Here is a 17,173-nt window from a genome sequence, read left to right as displayed (position 1 = left end):
TGGGCATGTTCTCGTGGCTGACGCGGCAGGACCTGTCCGAGCGCGACCAGAAGGCGGCCAAAGATTCGTTTGAATCGTTCCGCGAACTGTCCACGCGTTTCCCCGAGTCACGCTATGCCCAGGACGCGCGCCAGCGCATGACGTACATCGTTGACGCACTGGCGCAATACGAAGTGCATGTCGCACGCTACTACTTCCAGCGTGGCGCCTACGTCGCAGCGATTGGCCGGGCACAGCAGGCCCTGACCGACTACCAGGGCGTGCCGGCCCTGGAAGAAGCGCTGTACATCCTGGTGAAGTCCTACGATGCATTGGGCATGGCCCAGTTGCGCGACGACGCCCAGCGCGTGATGGATGCCACCTACCCGCAGAGCCGTTTCTCTGCCAACGGCATCAAGGGCAAGGCAGAGCCTTGGTGGAAGGTCTGGTAAGCGCCTCCAGCGCCGCATCGAACGCTTGCGCGTCGCCAATGCGCCGCATGGGCGGCAGCGCCGCCATGAGGCGCCGTCCATAGCCCATGCTGACCAGCCGGGTGTCGCCCACCACCAACAGGCCCCGGTCCGACTCGTGCCGTATCAACCGGCCGGCGCCCTGCTTGAGCGCTACGGCGGCTTCGGGGATCGAATAGTCCCGGAACGCGCTGCGCCCGGCCAGCTCCAGGCGCCGTGAACGCGCCTCCACCACGGGGTCGCCCGGCGGCGGAAAAGGCAGTTTGTCGATCACCACCAACTGCAGCGCGTCGCCCGGCACGTCGAAGCCCTCCCAGAACGAAGCCGACGCCACCAGAATGCAACCCGGCTGGCCGGGCTGCGCACCAGCGCGCAACCGTTCCATCAGACGCCGCTTGGGCCACTGTCCTTGCACCAGCACTTCCAGTGCGCCCGACCCCTGAAAGCGCGTCTGCAGCACGTCGCCCATGGTCCGCAGGGCCTTGAGCGTGGTGGTGAGCACCAGGGTGCGGCCGCCGATGCGCGCAGCCGCATCGCCCACCCAGCGCGCCAGCTGCACGCTGTGGCCTGGGTCCGACGGCTTGGGCAGGTGCTCTGGCACATAGACCCCGGCCTGCGCGGCATAGTCGAACGGACTGCCAACGCGCAGCACCGTGGCGTCTTCCAGACCGCAGGGCTCGGTGAACCAGCGCAGTTGCGGGTCGTCGCCGAGGGTGGCCGAAGTAAAAATCCAGGCGCGGGGATGGGCGGCACTCTCGCGCGTACCGGTCGCATCGCCGCCTGCGCCCTTGCCTTCGGGCCCCGGCAGCGGACCGCGCAAGCGCTGCTGCATCGCCTGCGCGATGTCCAGTGGCGACTCGACCATGCGCAGGTGCATGCCCACATCGAGCCAGCGCACGGCCTCGGGCACGCAGGGCCCGGCAAACAGCTCCATGCGCGCGTGCAAGGCCACGCATCGCTCCTGCAGGCGCACAAAATCGGGGGCGCTTTCGGTCACCAGGTCGAGTGCCTGCTGCGCCAGGGCGAGGGCATGCACCACCTGCTGCAGCGCCGACCGCCACGCCGCCGCGGGCACGCCCTCGGGGAGGCCATCGAACCAGCGCAGGCGCGCGCCCGAGCGCGCCGGCCCAGCGGCCAGGCGCAAATCGCGCGCTGCGCGCTCCACCTGCGCCGCCACCCCCTGCCAGTCCACCAGGCCCCGGGCCAACTTCAGGCCGGTGGCCAGCAGGTCCCGCACCAAATTGAGCAACTGCCCCGTGCCCACCTGCGTCCCCAGAAACTGCACACCGATCTCGTTGAGCTGGTGCGCCTCGTCAAAGACCACCGCGCCCACCGTGGGCAACAGTTCTGCCACGCCTGATTCGCGCACCGCCACATCGGCAAAGAACAGGTGGTGGTTGATGACGACGACATCGGCGGCCAGCGCCTCGCGCCGCGCCAGGTTGACATGGCAGCGCTGAAAACTCGGACATGGCGCGCCCAGGCAGTTGTCGCGGCTCGATGTGACGAGCGGGATGGCGGGCGAACGCTCGTCCAGCGCCGGCAGCTCGGCCAGATCACCGCTGCGCGTGCCGTGGGCCCATTGCTCGATATCGGCCAACGCGCGCAGCACCGCCCCCTCTTGCGCCGCCGGGTGCTGGCGGGCCAGGCCCAGACGGTGGTGGCACAGGTAGCTGCTGCGCCCCTTGAGCAGCGCAATGCGCAGCGGCAGGCCCAGGGCCTGCAAGAGCTGCGGCAGATCGCGCGCATACAGCTGGTCTTGCAAGGCCTTGGTGGCGGTGGACAGCAGCGCGCGCTCGCCGCTCAGCAGCGCAGGCACCAGATAGGCAAAGGTCTTGCCCACACCCGTGCCGGCCTCGACCACCAGCGCCCCGCCCGCTTCGATGGCCTCGGCCACCGCCAGCGCCATGGCGGTCTGACCTTCGCGGGGCCGGAAGTTGGCCTGGGTGCGTGCGAGCACGCCGTCGGCCGCAAACGCGTGCTGCACGGCAGCTACCACCGTCATGGCGCGCCCCTTGTCACCGGACGGAGGGACCGTCGCGCAGGGCTGCGCAGGCACAGCCGCATGAGGCCGCCGCGCTCACGCGCGAGGAGAAAAAAGGAAGGTTCCAAGGGAATGGCGGCGATCGGCGTACGGCGATGGTAGAAATGTCACGCGGCTGCCGATAATACGTGCTTCGCCCGCCCAGCCCACACGCCCTACCGTTCTTCCCACTGCCCTACCCTTGCGCATGTCCAAAGCGTTTCGCCTCACCGCCTCGACCGGCATCCACAAGGGTGACCGCGACTACCAGCAAGACCAGGTCGTCGTGCTCTCCCACCCGCGGCACAACGGCTGCGTGCTCGCCGTGGTGGCCGACGGCATGGGCGGGCGCAGCGGCGGGCGCAAGGCTTCCGACCAGGTGATGATGACGGCACGCCAGCTGTTCGAGCGCTACGACCCCGACTCGGACGATCCGGCCGCAGTGCTACGGAACATGGTGCAGGAGGCCCACATCGTCATCCGGCTGACCGCCATCACCGCCGAGCAAGAGCCGCACAGCACGGTGGCCGCCTTCCTCATCAACCCGCGCGGCGACTGCCACTGGGTGCATGCCGGCGACTCGCGCATCTATCACTTCAGCGGCGGGCGGCTGCTGCAGCGCACCAGCGACCACTCGTATGTCCAGGCACTGGTCGACCGCGGTGAACTCACCGAAGCCGAGGCCCTGGTGCACCCGCACGCCAACATCCTGGTGGGCTGCCTGGGCACGGAAAGCGATCCGCCCATCGCCGGCTACACTATCGCCCAACTGCAACCGGGCGATGTGCTGCTCGCCTGCAGCGACGGCGTGTGGCATTACTTTTCACCGTCTGAACTGGCGTCGGTGTTGGAGTCGCTCACGCCGCGCGAGGCGACCGAATTTCTGATCGAGAAGGCGCGCGCGCGCGCGCGCGGTGCGGGCGACAACCTTTCGCTCGTGGTCGTCAAGATCGAACCCTTGTACGACGGCAAAAAGGATGCACGCCTGGCCGCATGGGGCAGCGCGCAGACGCCGTGACGTCCTGTGTGCCCGCGCAGGCAGCGCTTACGGGGGCGGTGGCAAGGGTGCGGCGGGTTTCTGGCCCGCTGACGCCTTGTCGGCCTGCGACTTCAGCACACGGGCCTTGTGTTCAGCGGCCGCCTGCTGTTTTTGCAGCTGTTTCTCGCGCGCGGCCTCGGCCTGCGCCGCCGCCTCCCGGGCCTGCGCCTGACGCGCCTGCTGCGCGGCACGCCTGTCCTGCTGCGTGCGCGCGCGCTCCTGTGCCTGGCGGTCGATATCGGCCTGGGTGGGGCGCCGCGCAGGCTCGGCGGACGCGCTTGGGGGGGGCGTGGGCGGCACGCGCGTGCTCTCGCGTTCCTGGATCTCGCTGAGGCGCTGCGCGGCGCGTTCGCGGCGCTCCGCCTCGTCCAGCACCAGTTGACGCTGGCGCACCCGGGCGCGGGCCTCGCGCGCACTGCGGCGCGCCTCGCGCAGGCAATCCTCCACCGCAAAGCGCTGGTAGCAGCCCTTCTCGGCCTGCTGCAATGCCCTGTCGATGGCCTCGCGCTCGCGCTGCAGGCTTTCGCTCTCCTGCGCGCGCGCTGCGGCCGCCGCCGCGTCGGCGTCGGCGTGGGCGGTGGGCGTCTGTGCGTGTGCGCCGGCCAGCCCCAGCAGCAACCAGGCGCCACCCACGCAGCGCAGGAAAGGCAGGGTTTTCATGTCAGGCCAGTATCCACGACGCGCCGGTCCAGCGCCAGGAATTCGCGCGACTGCATCTCGTTGAGGCGCGAAACCGTGCGCGGAAACTCGTGCGCCAGCGGCCCCTCGGTGTAGAGCTGCTCGGGCGGCACGGCGGCCGACAGGATGAGTTTGACGCGCCGGTCATAGAGCACATCGATGAGCCACGTGAAGCGCCGCGCGGGCGACGCCATGCTCACCGGCATGTAGGGCACGTCGGACAGCAGCACGGTGTGGAACTGGCTGGCAATTTCCAGGTAGTCGTTCTGCGAACGCGGACCGCCGCACAGGGTGTTGAAATCGAACCAGACCACGCCGCCCGCCTTGCGCCGGGCGCGTATCTCGCGGGCCTCGATCTTCAGCACGGGGTCTTCGTCGCGCACCTCGGCCAGCCGCTCGAAGGCCTGCTGCATCTCGGCGTCGGCCTGCGGCCCCAGCGGCGTGTGGTAGAGCCTGACCTGCTCCATGGTGCGGCGCCGGTAGTCGGTGCCGTTGTCGACGTTGAGCACCTCCAGGCGTTCCTTGAGCAGTGCAATCGCCGGCAGGATGCGATCGCGGTGCAGCCCGTTCGGGTACAGGCCGTCGGGCTCGAAGTTGGACGTGGTGACAAAGCCCACGCCGTTGTCGAACAGCGCCGCCAGCAGGCGGTGGAGGATCATCGCGTCGGTGATGTCGGCCACATGGAACTCGTCGAAGCAGATGAGCTTGTAGCGCTTGGCGATGCGGGCTCCCAGCACATCGAGCGGGTTCTGCGTGCCCTGCAGGCCGGCGAGCTCGCGGTGCACCTCGCGCATGAATTCGTGGAAGTGCAGGCGCACCTTGCGCTTGAGCGGGACGGCGTTGAAAAAGCAGTCCATCAGAAAGCTCTTGCCGCGCCCCACCCCGCCGTACATGTAGACGCCGCGCGGAATGTCGGGACGGTTGATCAGCTTCTTGAGCGCGCTGGAGCGCCGCGCCTTGTACGCCGCCCAGTCGTTGGCGCAGCGCTGCAGTGCCTGCACGGCGCGCAACTGCGCGGGGTCGCTCTGGAAGCCCTTGGCGGCCAGTTCGGCCTCGTAGGCCTGGATCACGGAAACAGACAGGATGGCGCCTCTTCACTATTTTTTTGATAGCTACCAGCGCTTGACCAGCAAGCGCTAGAGGCCAATTTCACTCAAAACTTAGAAATTGAGCGTGCGCTTGTCCACCGCGAGCGCGGCTTCCTTGGTGGCTTCCGACAGCGAAGGGTGGGCGTGGCAGATGCGCGCAATGTCTTCGCTGCTCGCCTTGAACTCCATAGCCACCACAGCCTCGGAGATCAGCTCGCTGACCTGCGGTCCCACCATGTGCACGCCCAGGATTTCGTCCGTCGTGGCGTCGGCCAGGAACTTGACCATGCCGGTCGTGTCGCCCAGCGCGCGCGCGCGGCCGTTGGCCAGGAACGGGAAGGTGCCGGCCTTGTACTTCACGCCGTCGGCCTTGAGCTGCTGCTCGGTGCGGCCCACCCAGGCAATTTCGGGGCTGGTGTAGATCACCCAGGGCACGGTGTTGAAGTTGACGTGCCCGTGCTGGCCGGCCATGCGCTCGGCCACGGCCACGCCCTCTTCCTCGGCCTTGTGCGCGAGCATCGGGCCGCGCACCACATCGCCCACCGCCCAGACGCCCGGCAGGTTGGTCTTGCAGTCGTCATCGACCACGATGGCGCCGCGCTCGTCGAGCTGCAGGCCCACGGCTTCGGCGTTCAGGCCGTTGGTGTTGGGCACGCGGCCGATCGAGACGATGAGCTTGTCCACGTCCAGGCTGGCCGCCTCGCCCTTGGCATTGGTGTAGGCCACGCTCACGCCCTTCTTGCCGACCTTGACGTCGCCGACCTTCACGCCCAGTTCGATCTTCAGACCCTGCTTGTCGAACGCCTTCTTGGCTTCCTTGGCGATCTGCTCGTCCACCGCGCCCAGGAACGTAGGCAGGCCTTCGAGGATGGTCACGTCGCAGCCCAGGCGGCGCCAGACCGAACCCATCTCCAGCCCGATCACGCCCGAGCCGATCAGCGCCATCTTCTTGGGCACCGCGCCGATGCGCAGCGCGCCGTCGTTGGACAGCACATGCTCTTCATCGAACGGCACGCCCGGCAGCGCGCGCGCGTTGGAGCCCGTGGCCACGACGATCTGCCTGGCGACCAGGGTTTCGGGCGCACTGCCCGACACCGCGATTTCGTAGCCACCGTCGACGGCCTTGGAAAACGCGCCGCGGCCGTGGAAGAAGCTGACCTTGTTCTTCTTGAACAGGTACAGGATGCCGTCGTTGTTCTGTTTGACCACGGTGTCCTTGCGACCGACCATCTTGGCCACGTCGATCTTCACACCGGTGGCGGTGATGCCATGGTCGGCAAAGTGCTTGTTGGCGTGCTCGAAATGCTCGGACGACTGCAGCAGCGCCTTGGACGGAATGCAGCCCACGTTGGTGCAGGTGCCGCCAAGCGCGGGGCCGCCCTTGTCGTTCTTCCACTCGTCGATGCAGGCCACGTTGAAGCCCAGCTGCGCCGCGCGAATGGCGGCGATGTAGCCGCCGGGGCCGGCGCCGATCACGACGACGTCAAATTGTTTGCTCATATGAATCTCACCCAATCGGTTGTCAAAAAACCCACCCCGGGCTGGACCTTCAGGCCGTGCCGCACGGGTGGGTTCACCAGGTTCTAGCGCTTAGATGTCGAACAGCAGGCGCGACGGGTCTTCCAGCGCGTCCTTCATGGCCACCAGGCCCAGAACGGCTTCGCGGCCGTCGATGATGCGGTGGTCGTATGACATGGCCAGGTAGTTCATCGGGCGGACGACGATCTGGCCGTTTTCGACCACGGCGCGGTCCTTGGTGGCGTGCACGCCCAGGATGGCCGACTGGGGCGGGTTGATGATGGGGGTGGACATCATCGAGCCGAAGGTGCCGCCGTTGCTGATGGAGAAGGTGCCGCCGGTCATGTCGTCAATGCCCAGCTTGCCTTCGGCCGCCTTCTTGCCGAATTCGGCGATCTTCTTCTCGATGTCGGCAAAGCTCATCTGGTCGGCATTGCGCAGGATCGGCACCACCAGGCCACGCGGGCTGCCCACGGCAATGCCGATGTCGAAGTAGCCGTGGTAGACGATGTCGCTGCCGTCCACGCTGGCGTTGATGACCGGGAACTTCTTGAGCGCGTGCACTGCCGCCTTCACAAAGAAGGACATGAAACCGAGCTTGACGCCATGCTCCTTGGTGAAGCTGTCCTGGAACTTCTTGCGCAGCTCCATCACAGGCGCCATGTTCACTTCGTTAAACGTGGTCAGAATGGCGTTGGTCGATTGCGACTGCAGCAGGCGCTCGGCCACGCGGGCGCGCAGGCGGCTCATGGGCACGCGCTGCTCGGGTCGGTCACCCAGATTCTGCACCGGCGAAGGCGCTGCCACTTGGGGCAGAGATTTGGTCGGAACGCCGGTGGGGATTGCGCTGGCAGCTACAGATTTTGCAGCACCTGCGGCCACGGCGCCAAGCACGTCGCCCTTGGTCACACGACCGTCCTTGCCGGTGCCGGCCACGGCAGACACCGACAAGTTGTTCTCGGCCAGCAGCTTGGCTGCCGCAGGCATGGCCACGTCGCCCTTGTTCGCAGTGGCTGCAGCGGGAGCAGCAGCCACTGCGGCGGCCGGCGCCGCAGCGGGTGCAGCGGCGCCAGCCACTGCTTCGGTGTCGATCTTGGCGATCAGCTGCTCGGCCACCACCGTAGCGCCGTCGGCCTGCACGATTTCCGTGAGCACACCGGCAGCGGGTGCGGGCACTTCCAGCACGACCTTGTCGGTTTCGATCTCGATCAGGATTTCATCGATGGCGACGGCCTCACCGGCCTTCTTCTTCCAGGTCAGCATGGTGGCCTCGGCCACGGACTCGGACAGTTGGGGAACTTTGACTTCTACGATAGCCATTGGGATTCTTTCGAAAATAGGGTTCTGTTCTGGTGTCGGGTCGCTGGCCTTACTTGGTCAGCACAAAACCCTTGAGCTTGCCGAAGGCGCCATCGACCAGCGCCTTTTGCTGTTCCTGGTGCAAATGCGAGTAGCCGACGGCGGGCGACGCGGACGCGGCGCGGCCGGAGTAGCCGAGCTTCTGGCCGTCGATCATGTTCTCGTGGATGTTGTGCTGGATGAAGAACCAGGCGCCCTGGTTCTGTGGCTCATCCTGGCACCACACGACCTCGGTGGCGTTCGGGTAGCGCTTGATCTCGGCGCCGAAGGCCTTGTGCGGGAACGGGTACAGCTGCTCGACGCGGATGATGGCCACATCGTCGTCTTCGCGCTCGGCACGCTTTTTCACGAGGTCGTAGTACACCTTGCCCGAGCAGGCCACCACGCGCTTGACCTTGGCGGCATTGCGCACGACGGCTTCGTTCTGCTCCGGAATCACGGTCTGGAAACCGCCCTTGGTGAACTCCGACAGCGGCGAGGTCGCATCCTTGTTCCGCAGCAGCGACTTCGGCGTCATGATGATCAGCGGCTTGCGCAGGTCGCGCACCATCTGGCGGCGCAGCACGTGGAAGATCTGGCTGGCCGTGGTCGGCTGCACCACCTGCATGTTGGTGTCGGCCGACAGCTGCATGAAGCGCTCCAGGCGCGCCGAGCTGTGCTCGGGGCCCTGTCCTTCGTAGCCGTGCGGCAGCATCAGCGTGATGCCGTTGACGCGGCCCCACTTCACTTCACCTGACGCGATGAACTGGTCGATGACGACCTGGGCGCCGTTGGCGAAGTCGCCAAACTGGGCTTCCCAGATGACCAGGGTGTTCGGGTCGTTCGATGCGTAGCCGTATTCGAAGCCCAGCACGGCCTCTTCCGAGAGGATGGAGTCGATGACGACGAACGGTGCCTGGTTCTCGGCCACATTCTGCAGCGGCACATAGGTGCCCACATCCCACTTCTCGCGCTTCTGGTCGTGGATCACGGAATGGCGGTGCGTGAACGTGCCGCGGCCGCAGTCCTCGCCCGACAGGCGCACCGGGAAGCCGCTGGCCACCAGCGAGGCAAAAGCCATGTGCTCGCCCATGCCCCAGTCCACCGGAATGTCGCCCCGGCCCATGGCCGCGCGGTCGTCATAGACCTTCTTGACAAGCTGGTGCGGCGTGACGCTGTCGGGGATAGTGGTGATTTTTTCGGACAGGCGCTTCCACTCGGCCAGCGGGATGGCGGTCTCGGAGGCATCGGTCCACTTCTTGCCCAGGAACGGGCTCCAGTCGACGGCGTACTTGCGCTTGAAGTCGGTCAGCACCGGGTCCACGGTGTGCTTGCCCGCGTCCATGGCGGCGCGGTAGGCCTTGACCATGTCGTCGCCGAGCGTCTCGCCCAGGCCCTGCGCCGCCAGCTTGTCGGCATAGAGCTTGCGCGTGCCGGGGTGGGCGCCGATCTTCTTGTACATCAGCGGCTGGGTGAGCGCCGGGGTGTCCTGCTCGTTGTGGCCGAGCTTGCGGAAGCAGATGACATCGACCACGACGTCCTTGCGGAACTCCATGCGGAACTCCAGCGCCAGCTCCATGGCCAGCGCCACGGCTTCAGGGTCGTCGCCGTTCACGTGCAGCACGGGCGACTCGATCATCTTCACCACGTCGGTGCAGTACAGCGTGGAGCGGCTGTCGCGCGGGTCCGAGGTGGTGAAGCCGATCTGGTTGTTGATCACGATGTGCACCGTGCCGCCCGTGGAATAGCCCCGGGTTTGCGCCAGTGCCAGGGTTTCCTGGATCACGCCCTGGCCGGCAAAGGCCGCGTCGCCGTGGACGAGAACCGGCAGCACCTGCTGGCCCAGCGGGTCGCCGCGGCGGTCCATGCGCGCGCGCACCGAGCCCTCGACCACCGGGTTCACGATTTCAAGGTGCGAGGGGTTGAACGCCAGGCTCAGGTGCACCGGGCCACCGGCGGTGGACACGTCCGAGCTGAAGCCCTGGTGGTACTTGACGTCGCCCGAGGGCAGGTCTTCGGGGGCGGTGTGGTCGAACTCGGCGAACAGGTCCTTGGGCATCTTGCCCAGCGAATTGACCAGCACGTTCAGGCGGCCGCGGTGGGCCATGCCGATCACGATTTCCTGCACGCCCTTGGTGCCGGCCGACTGGATCAGCTCGTCCATCGCCACGATGAAGCTCTCGCCGCCTTCGAGCGAGAAGCGCTTTTGCCCCACGTACTTGGTGTGCAGGAAGCGCTCCAGGCCCTCGGCTGCCGTCAGGCGATCGAGGATGTGCTTTTTCTTGTCGGCGCTGTAGGTGGCCTTGGAGCGGATGGATTCGAGCTTTTGCTGCCACCAGCGCTTCTGGTTCTGGTCGGTGGCATACATGTATTCAGCGCCCAGGGTGCCGCAATAGGTTTCGCGCAGCGCATTGAGCAGCTCGCGCAGGGGCATGCTGTCCTTGCCGAAGAAGGTGTTGCTGGTGTCGAACACGGTTTCTTGATCGGCATCGCTGAAGCCGTAGAACGACGGCTCCAGCTCGGGGATGGCGGGGCGCTCGGTGCGCTTGAGCGGATCGAGGTCGGCCCAGCGCTGGCCCACGTTGCGATAGGCAGCAATCAGCTGCTGCACGGCGGTGCGCTTGCGCCCCATTTCGGCGTCGTGGCTGGCCACGACCACCTTGGTGCCGCCTTGCTTGGCCCGCTCGGCAAAAGCACTGATCACCGGCAGGTGCGGCACGTCCTTGGCATCGCTGCCGTCGGCGGCTGGCACATGCTGCAGCGCATCGAAATATTCACGCCAGGTGTCGGGAACGCTGCCGGGGTTCGCCAGGTAGTTCTCGTACATCTCTTCGACATAGGGCGCATTGCCACCAAAGAGATAGGTGTTGCCTTGGTAGGCTTGGTAAACGGATGTCGTCTCGCTCATATTCCGCTGGCCTCCGCTTTCCTTTGGAAAGCATTAGGGTGGTTTAGAAACCTTCCGCGACACGGCTGAACCGGTTGGCGGATGCGACTGTGGCTGGGGAAGGGCCTTGTACGGCCGACATTGTGCCACCGAACGCATGCCGCCAGGGCTGCGGTGGCAGCCGGCGCCCACGCCAGCTATCACCGCTGTCGCGCCAGGCGCTCGCTTACAGTCGCAGCATCGCACTGACCCTTAGAACGTGTTTACCCACCATGACATCACCGTCCCTGCAAAACAAGGTTTTTTTGCTGCTGCTGAGCGCCGTCACGCTGGCTTTTCTGGCCGTCCTGTGGCCGTTCTATGAAGCCGTCTTCTGGGGAATGGCATTGGCCATCTTGTTCACGCCGCTGCACCAGCGCCTGCTCAAGCGCATGCCGTCGCGGCGCAATCTGGCCGCGCTGACCACACTCACGCTGTGCCTGGTGGTCGTCATCCTGCCGCTGGCGCTCATCGGCGTGTCACTGGCCCAGGAAGCCGTCCATATTTATGACCGGCTGCGCTCGGGCGAACTGGACATGGGGGCCTACTTTCAGCAAGTCGTGGCCGCGATGCCAGCGTGGGCGTCGGGTGTGCTGGACCGCCTGGGCCTATCCAGTGTCGCCGCGTTGCAGCAAAAAGTTTCCAGCGCCGCCCTCCAAGCCAGCCAGCTCATTGCGACACGCGCACTGAACATTGGGCAGAACACTTTCCAGTTCTTGGTGAGCTTCGGCATCATGCTGTACCTCTTGTTCTTCTTGTTGCGCGATGGCCCGCGACTGGGAGCGCGCATACGCCACGCCATTCCGCTGGACGAGGACCACAAGCGCAAGCTGAGCCAGAAGTTCACCACCGTGGTCCGCGCCACCGTCAAAGGAAACATCGTCGTGGCGGCATCGCAAGGCCTGCTGGGCGGATTCATTTTTGCCGTAGTGGGCATCCAGGGACCCGTGCTGTGGGGCGTATTGATGGCCTTCCTGTCCCTGCTGCCTGCCGTAGGCGCCGGATTGATCTGGGCCCCGGTGGCCATTTACTTCTTTGCCACGGGAGCACTCTGGCAAGCCATCACGCTCACCGCCTTCGGCATCTTTGTGATCGGCTTGGTCGACAACATGCTGCGTCCGGTCCTGGTCGGCAAAGACACCAAGATGCCCGACTATGTCGTGCTGATCTCCACGCTCGGCGGCATGGCGCTTTTTGGCCTCAGCGGATTTGTGATCGGCCCGGTCATTGCCGCGCTGTTCATCGCCACCTGGGATTTGTTTGCGCCCTCCGAAATTCCACAAACCGTGCCTGCGCGCGCCGCCCGGCCTGTCCCAAAGCTCCCTGAGGTTGAGCGCTGAATGGCGACGGACATTCGCAGGAGTTAGGTCGTTTTGTCTTGGCAATACAACCGGATGACTACGCTAATGCAGACGCGTTGATGGTGCCTTGTATAGATCTTGGAGGCTTATGCCGCACAGGCCCACCGTGAGTGTTATCGGTCCTTTTCCCTGTACCAATACGATCTGCGCTTAGTTTTCTTGATTGCGATCATTGGGCGTTCTACATCCAGTCCCGCTTTCCCGTCTGCGTTCTTGCCTCCACCACCACCAATAACGAAGGGAACCTGCATGTCCTTGCCACCCACCTTCACGGTGACAAGACCGGTTACAGGTGATGGCACCATGCCGCCGCCAAGGACGAAACTCTCTCTGATCAAGCAGTCAGGTCGGTCGGTTCATGAACTCGGTCTGCCTGAAGGGGATGATCCGGAACTTACGAACATGACAGATCGCTTTGCGATTGATGCACAAGCGCCTCGTTTGGGTCGATAACGCCCTTGACCTGCGTGGCGCCACGAATCTTGGTCGTCCTATGCAAAAGTTCTGTGGAATGATCGGTCCTGGCAGCGCAGCGGTCACTCGGCCCGCGAAAAGTAATAGCGGCAGCGGTCATCGATCCGTCAAAACTGGATAACGGCACCCAGCCTGCTGCAGACATGCCAGGAGTCAGAAATGCAGCGGTTGCTGCCGGCGGTTATCAGCCGTCGAACTCACGATGGCTGGCGCCAAGCGGTCATCGGAGGTGCAACCGACGCTTGCACAAACGGCGGCTGTACGAGGTGCTGCGGTCGTAGGCCCCTGCCACCTTGCCGGCGCTGCGCAAACGGCCGCTTGCCCATCACTTGGACGTGCGGAACCGACCCATCACAGACATTCCCGCCTGGAGTTTCCGTGTCTGAAGCGGTCTCACATGAAGCCCGGGTTGCGCGGGAGATAGCGTGTCCAGTTGCCGCAATCGTGTGTCGACATCAGCACCATGGGAAGTGTGAATCACATGCCTTGGCTGGCTGCGATCGCCAGTGCATCGCTGGTCCCGGGAACGAACACGGAGATCTGTTTTGCCTTCCCCGCGACGGCCATGGCCAGCGCCGCCCTGAATGCACCAGGCATCGCATGACCATGCCTGACTGCCAGGGGACCTATATGACCCACCGCAGCAACGTACGCGTAGCCAACGCGCACGTCTCCATCCTCGAGAAAAATACCTTCCATCCGGGGATCGCTCAGCAAGTAGCGGTGATGCTTCTCTCGCGAAACACCCAGGATTGCGACGTCGATTTGCCGCAGCAGTTCTAGATCGGCGGCGGTCGTCCGGATGGGCGTCGTGCGCAGCGCGGGGCCCTGCGCGTGACGCGCCAATGACGCACGCTCTGCGCTGCACAAATGGAGGGGCACGCGCGGCAACAGGCCGTGCTGCACATACAGCCCCTGAGACACCACATTTAAGGCGAAGGTAATCAGGCTCTTTTCCGTGGCACCGGCCTGACGCGCATGCTGCAGGGTGCGGTCCAGCAGTTGGTTGCCGATACCCAGTCCCTGCCGGCCAGGTGCAACAAACAATTCCGCCAGAAACCAGAGCCGGCCGCAAACCCATCTCAAGGCGAAGCCCACTATCTCGCCATCATCCTCGGCCAGCCACACGCCGCGCGGGTCATCTCGCAGGCAGAACAGCTGGAAATGCGGAGGCCGCGAAGTGGCGATCGATCCGAAACCGTGGCGCACGGCCAGATCGTTGATGCTGCGGGCAACCAGCTCTTCGGCGCGCGCCAACTCGTCGACATGCGCAGGTCGGACAACGAGCGACGTGGGCAGTTCCTCTGTGACGGCACCTGAATGTTTAGCATAGGGTCACGAGAGGGCCAAACATCCAATCAATGGCGGCGTTTCGCCTGTTTCTGGCCGCTCACTAACTTTCGCACAGCGACCCAGCGTAGTCCTTCGCCCGTGGGGATTCAAGGACTGCTTTGTCGGGTCATAGGGCACCGGTGATAGCCACAGATGCAGTCCTCCAAATGGGTAAATACCTTGGACGCAGGCTAAACCACCGTGTCGGTCTGGTACGTTGTTGATGTACCCATGCCCTGGGTTAGCTGATTGCCATGAGCGACTTGCGCCAATTCGATCCGGTTGCGTCCAGCGGCTTTGCCACGGTAAAGGGCGGCGTCGGCTTCTTGCATAGCGTCCTCTAAGACATGTGCACCAGCGAAGTTGTGTGAAACCCCAATCGTGATCGTGCAGTGCAGTGGATAGTTGGAGCCAGGGATCTTGATGGCTTGATTTTCGATGGCTGCACGCAAACGCTCAGCCAGGTGCATGACCCCCAGAATGTCGGTGTCTAGGCAGATGACAAGAAACTCTTCTCCGCCGATACGGCCTGCCAAGTCGCCAAGGCGCACCGTGGTGCGAAGTACCTCCGCCACATGGCACAGGACGGCATCTCCGATTTGGTGGCCATAGGTATCGTTGATGCGTTTGAAGTGGTCGACGTCAACCATCAGCAAGTGCGCAGGCACTGCCTTGCTGGAGTTGAAATACCGTTGCAGCGCTTCCGTAAGTCCGCGGCGATTGAGTAACTGTGTCATGGGGTCACGCGCAGCCAGGTTGCGCAGGTCATCGGTCAAGCGGCGCAGTACCAGCCAAACGATCGATGGCGGCAACACCGTGGCCAGGGATGACATGTAGATGTAGAACACCATCTGGAAATTGCGGTCCATCTGCAGTGCATCTAGGCCGCCATCCAGAATCTTCATGAACTTGAGTGCATTGAGTACGCAAATGCCGCTGATCAAGGCTGCAAAAAATACCATCTCCCCATACAAATCTTTGGCAAAGGTGCGCACGCCATAGACCACGGTGATGGCCATGACCAAGAAAAGCAGGGCGGACATGCCCGAGAGCATGGCGTAGCGGGCAGCCGGGCCCAGGCTCCATTGCACCAGCACCTGCGCGGCGCCGTAGGTCACGGCGAATGCAAGCAGTGGACGCCACAAAGGGACGGAGTGCCCAAAAAAACGCATGGCACCCAGCCCGTAAGCCACTGGGGAGGCTAATGTGAAGGTGTGGTTGACAACACTCATCAGGCTCCAGGCGGGGCCTCCTTCAGCCAATTGCAACACATAGGCAAAACCCAACAGGAGGTTGCCCATCGCAAAAAAGTCCATCCCCATCTTTTTGCCGTGCAGGCGTCTGCTGATGAGCCAAAACATCACCGAAAAGCACAGCAGGTGTGCGCACAGCATGCCGACGAGAATGGTTGCAACCATGTTGACGTTGAGAGGGGGAGCTGACGGTGTGGCCAGGAACCTGGGCTACATCACTTTGCAAACACGGCCAAGAAAGGTGGATTGCCGGCCAGTGTAACAACCGGTAATCGAGCAGGACGACGCCAGTTGAATAATCTGCGTGCGGATTCCCAGTCCTTTGACTACGGAGTCTGCTAACAAGTACACAGAAAGTATCGGTTTTGGCCACAGGCACAGCCAAACACCCAGGCCGCCACATAAGCCTTTAGCACGCCTTCGAAATCTATTCATGGGGCGACACCTTGAATTCCTCGGTCGGGTAGAACACCGGCAGCACACCGGACTGATCGCACAAGACGGACGTGCTGGCGCGGTCCACCGGATGCGAGTAACGCCACTTGAATATGGAGTTGCTCGGCGCGGGGCGCGAAGAAGGCCGGGCATGGTGGATGGCGAACAGCCGAGCAAATTCCAGGCATCCCCGATCCAGCAGGTAGAGCACCCTGGCTAGATGAACCAACAATCACAGCAGCCAATTGACTTGCAATAAAACGAAAGCAGAGCCATGACATAGTCCCAACGCAACGACAGCAGCTGTAGCGATTCCAGTCTTCGGAAGTGGAATCTTGTCCTGACCGCTCAACAGTTCCCGACAACGCCATGCGCCATAGAAAATAGCGGCATCCGATACCACCAGCAACGCCAAGGCCAGGATGGTGATGGACATATCCCTGCTCGACCAACCCGAGCGCAGTGCCAGCAATGCGTTGGCCAGCACGGCCAATCCAGTGCGGTTCCACGCCAAAGCTGTTCGCTCAGCCTGCAACCCCGGGTCCCACGGCGGCCGCGAGAGGCGTCATGACAATTCGTACCTGCGCAACGAGCAGCCGTGCAACTACCACGCCAATACCCAGCGTGATCGCAGCAATCAGAGGGATGGCTATGGTGCTCCGTTGATACGTTTGAGTTCGGCAACCACACCGCCTTTCAGGACGCTGTAGTGCTCTGCGTAATGGACCAACGCCTGCGCTAACGTGGCTTTCTTGGGCCCTCCAAGCTGCGGCGCATGCGCGCTATTGGCATTGGCGAGCTGCTCGACAGCCCACCGCACGGCGTCAGCGTGTCTGTCAAAATCTCTGCAAGAGACGCGCGCCATTAATGATGACTCACTTGGACCCGCCAACGGCCTCGGTATGGAAAGGCTTGGGTTGCTTCGCCATGCCGCACCTCCGCCGTTGAGGCAGCCCTGCAGGACACCGGCGCGCAAGGGCCCTCTTCCATTCTTCATAACGCTCATTCGTCATCTCCAACATGGGATGACGGGTGCAGAGACCGGTTTTAGCCCTTTGCAGGCCACACCGGCACACTGGAAAGCGCAACGGCCCTCGCTGCGGCGAGTAAGCGCTCGCGGCAGCTCAGTGCTATCAAAGCCGCGTCCGACGCCGAAAAAACAAAGACCCCCGTGAGAAGGCCTTTGAAATCAAGCACTTGCGTCTTGTTAATCTTGGTGGGACGTGCGGGGGTCGAACCCACGACAAACGGATTAAAAG

14 protein-coding genes are annotated in these 17,173 nt (G+C 63.9%); 3 read left to right on the top strand and 11 right to left on the bottom strand.

The window, feature by feature from the left end; translation table 11 throughout:
• Positions 1-431: outer membrane protein assembly factor BamD (gene bamD / locus B2J89_RS22705; RefSeq protein ID WP_240964764.1), on the top strand; the 431-nt coding region annotated here is incomplete at its 5' end.
• Here the strand turns inward: bamD and B2J89_RS07015 are convergent.
• Positions 394-2,454 carry an ATP-dependent DNA helicase gene (locus B2J89_RS07015; protein WP_169168427.1) on the bottom strand — a complete coding sequence of 687 codons (2,061 nt, stop codon included), beginning with the start codon at positions 2,452-2,454 and terminating at the stop codon, positions 394-396. The two genes, bamD and B2J89_RS07015, sit on opposite strands and share 38 nt — an antisense overlap.
• Before the next feature lie 226 nt (positions 2,455-2,680).
• Here B2J89_RS07015 and B2J89_RS07010 point away from each other — a divergent pair, with 226 nt between their 5' ends.
• Positions 2,681-3,490, top strand: a complete 810-nt coding sequence (locus tag B2J89_RS07010) for a PP2C family serine/threonine-protein phosphatase (RefSeq protein ID WP_169168426.1) — start codon at positions 2,681-2,683, stop codon at positions 3,488-3,490.
• Between the two features lie 27 nt (positions 3,491-3,517).
• Here B2J89_RS07010 and B2J89_RS07005 read toward each other — a convergent pair whose 3' ends face one another.
• The 5 genes from B2J89_RS07005 to B2J89_RS06985 form a co-directional block, all read right to left on the bottom strand.
• Entirely contained in the window at positions 3,518-4,171 is a 654-nt protein-coding gene (locus tag B2J89_RS07005; RefSeq protein WP_169168425.1) for a hypothetical protein, read from the bottom strand.
• Positions 4,168-5,271 (bottom strand): cell division protein ZapE, encoded by a 1,104-nt coding sequence (gene zapE / locus B2J89_RS07000; RefSeq protein ID WP_169168496.1) that lies wholly within the window; start codon positions 5,269-5,271, stop codon positions 4,168-4,170. Before zapE ends, B2J89_RS07005 begins: the two co-directional genes overlap by 4 nt.
• 78 nt (positions 5,272-5,349) lie before the next feature.
• On the bottom strand, positions 5,350-6,777 hold the full coding sequence (gene lpdA, locus B2J89_RS06995; protein ID WP_169168424.1) for a dihydrolipoyl dehydrogenase: 1,428 nt from the start codon (positions 6,775-6,777) through the stop codon (positions 5,350-5,352).
• Between the two features lie 90 nt (positions 6,778-6,867).
• Entirely contained in the window at positions 6,868-8,115 is a 1,248-nt protein-coding gene (gene odhB / locus B2J89_RS06990; protein ID WP_169168423.1) for a 2-oxoglutarate dehydrogenase complex dihydrolipoyllysine-residue succinyltransferase, read from the bottom strand.
• A 49-nt stretch (positions 8,116-8,164) separates the two neighbouring features.
• A complete protein-coding gene (locus B2J89_RS06985) occupies positions 8,165-11,041 on the bottom strand; it encodes a 2-oxoglutarate dehydrogenase E1 component (protein ID WP_169168422.1) in 2,877 nt (958 codons plus the stop codon).
• Positions 11,042-11,292: 251 nt separating this feature from the next.
• Between B2J89_RS06985 and B2J89_RS06980 the strand changes: the two genes are divergently transcribed.
• Entirely contained in the window at positions 11,293-12,399 is a 1,107-nt protein-coding gene (locus B2J89_RS06980; RefSeq protein WP_169168421.1) for an AI-2E family transporter, read from the top strand.
• Positions 12,400-13,371: 972 nt separating this feature from the next.
• On the opposite strand, the gene B2J89_RS06975 is transcribed toward B2J89_RS06980, so the two are convergent.
• The 5 genes from B2J89_RS06975 to B2J89_RS22480 all read right to left on the bottom strand — a co-directional run.
• On the bottom strand, positions 13,372-14,151 hold the full coding sequence (locus tag B2J89_RS06975; RefSeq protein ID WP_206042500.1) for a GNAT family N-acetyltransferase: 780 nt from the start codon (positions 14,149-14,151) through the stop codon (positions 13,372-13,374).
• A gap of 266 nt (positions 14,152-14,417) precedes the next feature.
• Entirely contained in the window at positions 14,418-15,644 is a 1,227-nt protein-coding gene (locus B2J89_RS06970; RefSeq protein WP_169168420.1) for a GGDEF domain-containing protein, read from the bottom strand.
• Between the two features lie 262 nt (positions 15,645-15,906).
• Positions 15,907-16,125, bottom strand: coding sequence for a hypothetical protein (locus B2J89_RS06965; protein ID WP_169168419.1), 219 nt, complete (start codon positions 16,123-16,125; stop codon positions 15,907-15,909).
• Between the two features lie 21 nt (positions 16,126-16,146).
• Positions 16,147-16,449, bottom strand: coding sequence for a DUF202 domain-containing protein (locus tag B2J89_RS06960; RefSeq protein ID WP_256368379.1), 303 nt, complete (start codon positions 16,447-16,449; stop codon positions 16,147-16,149).
• 512 nt (positions 16,450-16,961) lie between these two features.
• Positions 16,962-17,173 (bottom strand): hypothetical protein (locus B2J89_RS22480; RefSeq protein WP_205763737.1); only part of this gene is annotated, 212 nt, incomplete at its 5' end.

Source organism: Acidovorax sp. SRB_24 (assembly GCF_012931925.1).
The sequence above is the reverse complement of the archived record's forward strand: the minus strand, read 5'-3'. Positions and strand labels throughout refer to the sequence as shown.

Excerpts from the sequence above, each read along its gene's own strand:
- odhB (WP_169168423.1), bottom strand. The coding sequence starts at position 8,115 with ATGGCTATCGTAGAAGTCAAAGTTCCCCAACTGTCCGAGTCCGTGGCC.
- lpdA (WP_169168424.1), bottom strand. The coding sequence starts at position 6,777 with ATGAGCAAACAATTTGACGTCGTCGTGATCGGCGCCGGCCCCGGCGGC.
- B2J89_RS07005 (WP_169168425.1), bottom strand. The coding sequence starts at position 4,171 with ATGAAAACCCTGCCTTTCCTGCGCTGCGTGGGTGGCGCCTGGTTGCTG.
- B2J89_RS06985 (WP_169168422.1), bottom strand. The coding sequence starts at position 11,041 with ATGAGCGAGACGACATCCGTTTACCAAGCCTACCAAGGCAACACCTAT.
- B2J89_RS07015 (WP_169168427.1), bottom strand. The coding sequence starts at position 2,454 with ATGACGGTGGTAGCTGCCGTGCAGCACGCGTTTGCGGCCGACGGCGTG.
- B2J89_RS06970 (WP_169168420.1), bottom strand. The coding sequence starts at position 15,644 with ATGGTTGCAACCATTCTCGTCGGCATGCTGTGCGCACACCTGCTGTGC.
- B2J89_RS06980 (WP_169168421.1), top strand. The coding sequence starts at position 11,293 with ATGACATCACCGTCCCTGCAAAACAAGGTTTTTTTGCTGCTGCTGAGC.
- B2J89_RS07010 (WP_169168426.1), top strand. The coding sequence starts at position 2,681 with ATGTCCAAAGCGTTTCGCCTCACCGCCTCGACCGGCATCCACAAGGGT.